This is a genomic window from Komagataeibacter sp. NFXK3, assembly GCF_054182245.1.
The window spans coordinates 1-3,517 of record NZ_JAPIVJ010000058.1 but is presented as its reverse complement, the minus strand read 5'-3'; the positions used below and the strand labels follow the sequence as shown (position 1 = coordinate 3,517).

The 3,517-nt window shown below is 49.9% G+C and carries 6 protein-coding genes and 1 pseudogene; 5 read left to right on the top strand and 2 right to left on the bottom strand.

The window, feature by feature from the left end; genetic code table 11:
- The 3 genes and pseudogenes from OQZ28_RS17335 to OQZ28_RS17325 all read left to right on the top strand — a co-directional run.
- Positions 1–125: pseudogene (locus OQZ28_RS17335) on the top strand (DUF2442 domain-containing protein); the annotation flags it as partial.
- A 40-nt stretch (positions 126–165) separates the two neighbouring features.
- Complete coding sequence (locus OQZ28_RS17330) at positions 166–453, top strand: AbrB/MazE/SpoVT family DNA-binding domain-containing protein (RefSeq protein WP_019092508.1); 288 nt, start codon at positions 166–168, stop codon at positions 451–453.
- On the top strand, positions 450–845 hold the full coding sequence (locus tag OQZ28_RS17325) for a type II toxin-antitoxin system death-on-curing family toxin (protein WP_019092507.1): 396 nt from the start codon (positions 450–452) through the stop codon (positions 843–845). Before OQZ28_RS17330 ends, OQZ28_RS17325 begins: the two co-directional genes overlap by 4 nt.
- 294 nt (positions 846–1,139) lie before the next feature.
- Here OQZ28_RS17325 and OQZ28_RS17320 read toward each other — a convergent pair whose 3' ends face one another.
- Entirely contained in the window at positions 1,140–1,295 is a 156-nt protein-coding gene (locus tag OQZ28_RS17320; protein ID WP_202898839.1) for a hypothetical protein, read from the bottom strand.
- Positions 1,296–1,583: 288 nt separating this feature from the next.
- Here OQZ28_RS17320 and OQZ28_RS17315 point away from each other — a divergent pair, with 288 nt between their 5' ends.
- Together OQZ28_RS17315 and OQZ28_RS17310 are read left to right on the top strand one after the other, a co-directional pair.
- Positions 1,584–1,829: a type II toxin-antitoxin system Phd/YefM family antitoxin gene (locus OQZ28_RS17315; protein WP_019092505.1), complete on the top strand. Its 246-nt coding sequence runs from the start codon at positions 1,584–1,586 to the stop codon at positions 1,827–1,829.
- Positions 1,826–2,212, top strand: coding sequence for a type II toxin-antitoxin system VapC family toxin (locus OQZ28_RS17310; protein WP_019092504.1), 387 nt, complete (start codon positions 1,826–1,828; stop codon positions 2,210–2,212). Before OQZ28_RS17315 ends, OQZ28_RS17310 begins: the two co-directional genes overlap by 4 nt.
- Before the next feature lie 49 nt (positions 2,213–2,261).
- Here the strand turns inward: OQZ28_RS17310 and OQZ28_RS17305 are convergent, their stop codons facing one another.
- Positions 2,262–2,684, bottom strand: a complete 423-nt coding sequence (locus OQZ28_RS17305) for a hypothetical protein (RefSeq protein ID WP_019092503.1) — start codon at positions 2,682–2,684, stop codon at positions 2,262–2,264.
- Positions 2,685–3,517: the final 833 nt, after the last annotated feature.

Sequence of the window (3,517 nt, the reverse complement as noted above, 5' to 3'; positions counted from 1 at the left end):
ACGGTTCCCGAAGCTGGATGGCAGCACAGATGGGACGCGTGGGCGGATCGTCCGCCAGCCAGGAAAAGGCAGCGGCAGCACGCCGGAATGGTGCTAAAGGCGGTCGGCCAAGGAACGTCGCGTAAGAAAGACTGCTTACCACTATGAGCAGACAGGCCGGTGAGCATGGTGGTTGCTGAAACCGCAAAAAGTTATTACAATAATAATAACATAAAGGGGGCTGTCATGGTCGAACTGAAAGTGCGAAAATTCGGAAACTCACTCGGGGTAGTACTGCCCAAGGAAGTGATCTCACGGCTGAACACCCAGGACGGCGCGCCCCTGTATCTGACCGAAGCACCAGACGGCGGATATCGGCTCGTGCCCTATGATCCCGACTTCGAAACAAAAATGGCGAAGGCTGAGGATATTATGCGGCGTTACCGTGATACGCTGCATGTTCTGGCCCAATGACAGACTTCGTCTGGATAGACGAACGGGATGCCCTGATCCTGCATGACCGGCTGTTAGCGGCGCATGGCGGCGCTTCCGGAGTGCGTGACGCAGGTCTTCTGAAATCTGCTCTTGCCCGGCCACAGCAGCATGCGGCCTATGCGGATCCGCTGGATCCAGTATTTCTTGCGGCCGTCTATACGGCGGGTATCGTAAAAAACCATCCCTTCATCGATGGAAACAAGCGTACGGGCTTTGTGCTCGGTGTGCTGTTTCTGGAACTGAACGGCTATCGTTTTACTGCAACTCAGGAAGATGCGGCGAATGCCGTCCTTGCACTGGCAGCAGGTCAGATGGACGAACTGGGCTATGCGGCGTTCCTGGCCGCCAATGTCGTATCCGACAGGGTATAACTGCGACCAGAAACACAATAATAACGAGGTTACTCGCAGGAATCGACGTTGGATGAACGGCTACAACGGGTATCGGTTCATCATGAAAACCTATACGGAAATGCTGGTTTTTCCTTGGTCCCGATCACAGCGCAAACCTGAAGCGTCTGGCCTTTTTTAGCTTTGCACTGTGATGAAAGAGATCCTAAGCAGGATGTCCTTTACCTTTCTGAGAGAGTGCTAAAGGGTCGAGACAAACCCCGTCTTTCTGGCGGGGTTTGTTCGTTGGTAGATCATTTTCTCAGAAAGAAATACTTAAACCAGTTCCCGCCCTATAGCAGGAGCGTCAATCCACTCTCGTTCGTCTAAAGGTTGAGGCTTGGAATAATCCGAGACGGCAAGAAGTTCATCCATTGTGTCGCTATGTGGATTTGATGGTTTACCAGACAGGGATTTTGCTTCTTTTTCCACGATAAGAACTCCAGAAAATAGAATGAGGGGCGATTTACGTACCTTCCCGCCAGATGCCTTCGGCGGGCTATGCCGCTTCCGCTTAGTATCGCAGCCACGCTGTCGCCAGAACTGTCGATATTCATCACTCTCCATTGTTTTCGCGTTTACGTGACGTATCACGGTATCGCCAGTCGGAATATTGTCATCAAATGCGCCATCAGATTTTCTGAAGAGAGAAGACTTAGTCCTTGATAGACTAGACTCATATGACTAAGTCTTGTTGTAGAAGATGAGGAGGCTTCTCTTATGCGCACAGTCAACATTCATGAAGCCAAGACCCATTTGTCCCGGTTGATCGATGCGGCCATGAAAGGGGAAAGCTTCATCATTGCCAAAGCCGGTCGGCCGATGGTGCGGGTCAGCCCGATTACGGCTCCTGAAGAACAACAGCAACGGCGTCTGGGTTTTTTGACGGGAAAAATCCGGGTGCCAGAGGATTTTGATCGCATGGGACAGGAGGACATCATTTCTCTGTTCGATGGCTCGGCATGAAGCTGCTTCTGGATACCCATCTGCTTCTCTGGGCCGCAGGAGAGCCTGACAAACTGTCAGAGCGTGCGAGAACCCTGATTGACGATCAGAATAATATTCTGGTTTTCAGTGCTGCCAGTTTATGGGAAGTCACCATCAAGGTGGGACTGGTACGTGCAGACTTCCAGGTTGATCCCTATCTGTTGCGGCGCGGCCTGATCGAAAATGGCTATGAGGAGTTACCGATCACCAGCCAGCATGCTCTGGCAGTAGGACAACTGCCAGATGTGCATCGGGATCCTTTTGATCGCATTCTTGTGGCTCAGGCGATGGTGGAAGGGCTGCTTCTGCTGACCCATGATCCTCTCGTGCAGGCTTATCCGGGTCCTATCGAAGCTGTTTGAACGATATTCGTACGCGCCGCGCCCCTTATGTGTTGAGATGAAGTTCAGATTATCCGGTTTTTAGGGAGCGCTTCTTGCCTTCCCACACTGGCAATCCGGCATATTCAACCGATCCCTGTGCCATACGGATATCCTGCCTATCTGAATTCGCGCGTGTCAGTAGTAGGATTTCCAGCACTATACCCATCAGCTCGTCTGGGATGCCACCATCCTCCTCAGAGCTGGTTGTTTCCGGCATTGTGGGTTTGCCAGAAACCTTACGGTCAAGGTCATTCAGCAGATCAGTCACCACCCTCATATTTTGACCGAGATACACCAGCTGATCGTTCATGTTGACCAGTTTGCGGTCACTTTTGGACTGTCTCAAAACAGCGTCCCGAATATAGCCAGACACGTTGCCATCAAGAGCAACCTCCTGGAGCCACTCTGCTTCGTCTTCGGTAAATCTCACCGTGTATTTACGCTCGCGCATAACGGCTCCAGTTCAATGTACATCATTTTGTCGGACATATAGTTACAGAAAACAGCCAAAAAATCAATTAAATGTCGGACGCGCGTCCGACACATAAAATGTATAGGCTGCACAAAGTATTTTGTTTTCAATGAGTTACGCAGTTCGGAGAACTGCGTTATGTGTATAGCCAGATTAAGGAGCAAAATCCGTCAGAACAGAGCAGAAAAAAGACCTTTCCCACACCCATTTATGCAGAAAACAGCGTCCTCTCTTAGCGAGCGTGAGCGAGTAAACCCGCAAAAAGCGAAAACCACCAAAAAACAACCAGAAAAACACCAGTTTGCAACCAAAAAACCACCACATTCCATATGAGAGAAGGGATAAAAAAACACCAGAAAAACACCAAAAAATCACCACATATTTTCCTGAAGGGAGATGCCACCAAAAAACAACCAAGAAACCACCAGAAAACCACCACATGTGACGAAAAAATATGGAATGAGGAAAAGGTGAAGACCCAGAAACACCCGCAGGACAGAACTGTGAACGGTGATCTTGAAAACGGTTGTGTGGATGTATTTTGGGACGGTCTGGCCGTTTCGGTTTTTCTCAGATGGGAGATGTTTGAGAGAGTGGTATAGGTGCTTTTGATATTTCAGATCTGGCACAGCAGCATGTGCCGCAGAATGGTTCTCCCAAAGAGGAACAGTGACATGTGCTCATTGGTAATCCCCCCATTTTTAGTGGGGCATTGAATGAGAATTCAGGCAGCTGTTTTTAGTTTCTGGGCGGGGGTTAGCCCGCTGTTCCCCATGTTGGGTCTGTCATGGTTATATGTCCAGAGCCATTGT

Coding starts and splice junctions, on each gene's coding strand:
- OQZ28_RS17330 (WP_019092508.1), top strand. CDS start 166: ATGGTGGTTGCTGAAACCGCAAAAAGTTATTACAATAATAATAACATA.
- OQZ28_RS17325 (WP_019092507.1), top strand. CDS start 450: ATGACAGACTTCGTCTGGATAGACGAACGGGATGCCCTGATCCTGCAT.
- OQZ28_RS17315 (WP_019092505.1), top strand. CDS start 1,584: ATGCGCACAGTCAACATTCATGAAGCCAAGACCCATTTGTCCCGGTTG.
- OQZ28_RS17310 (WP_019092504.1), top strand. CDS start 1,826: ATGAAGCTGCTTCTGGATACCCATCTGCTTCTCTGGGCCGCAGGAGAG.
- OQZ28_RS17305 (WP_019092503.1), bottom strand. CDS start 2,684: ATGCGCGAGCGTAAATACACGGTGAGATTTACCGAAGACGAAGCAGAG.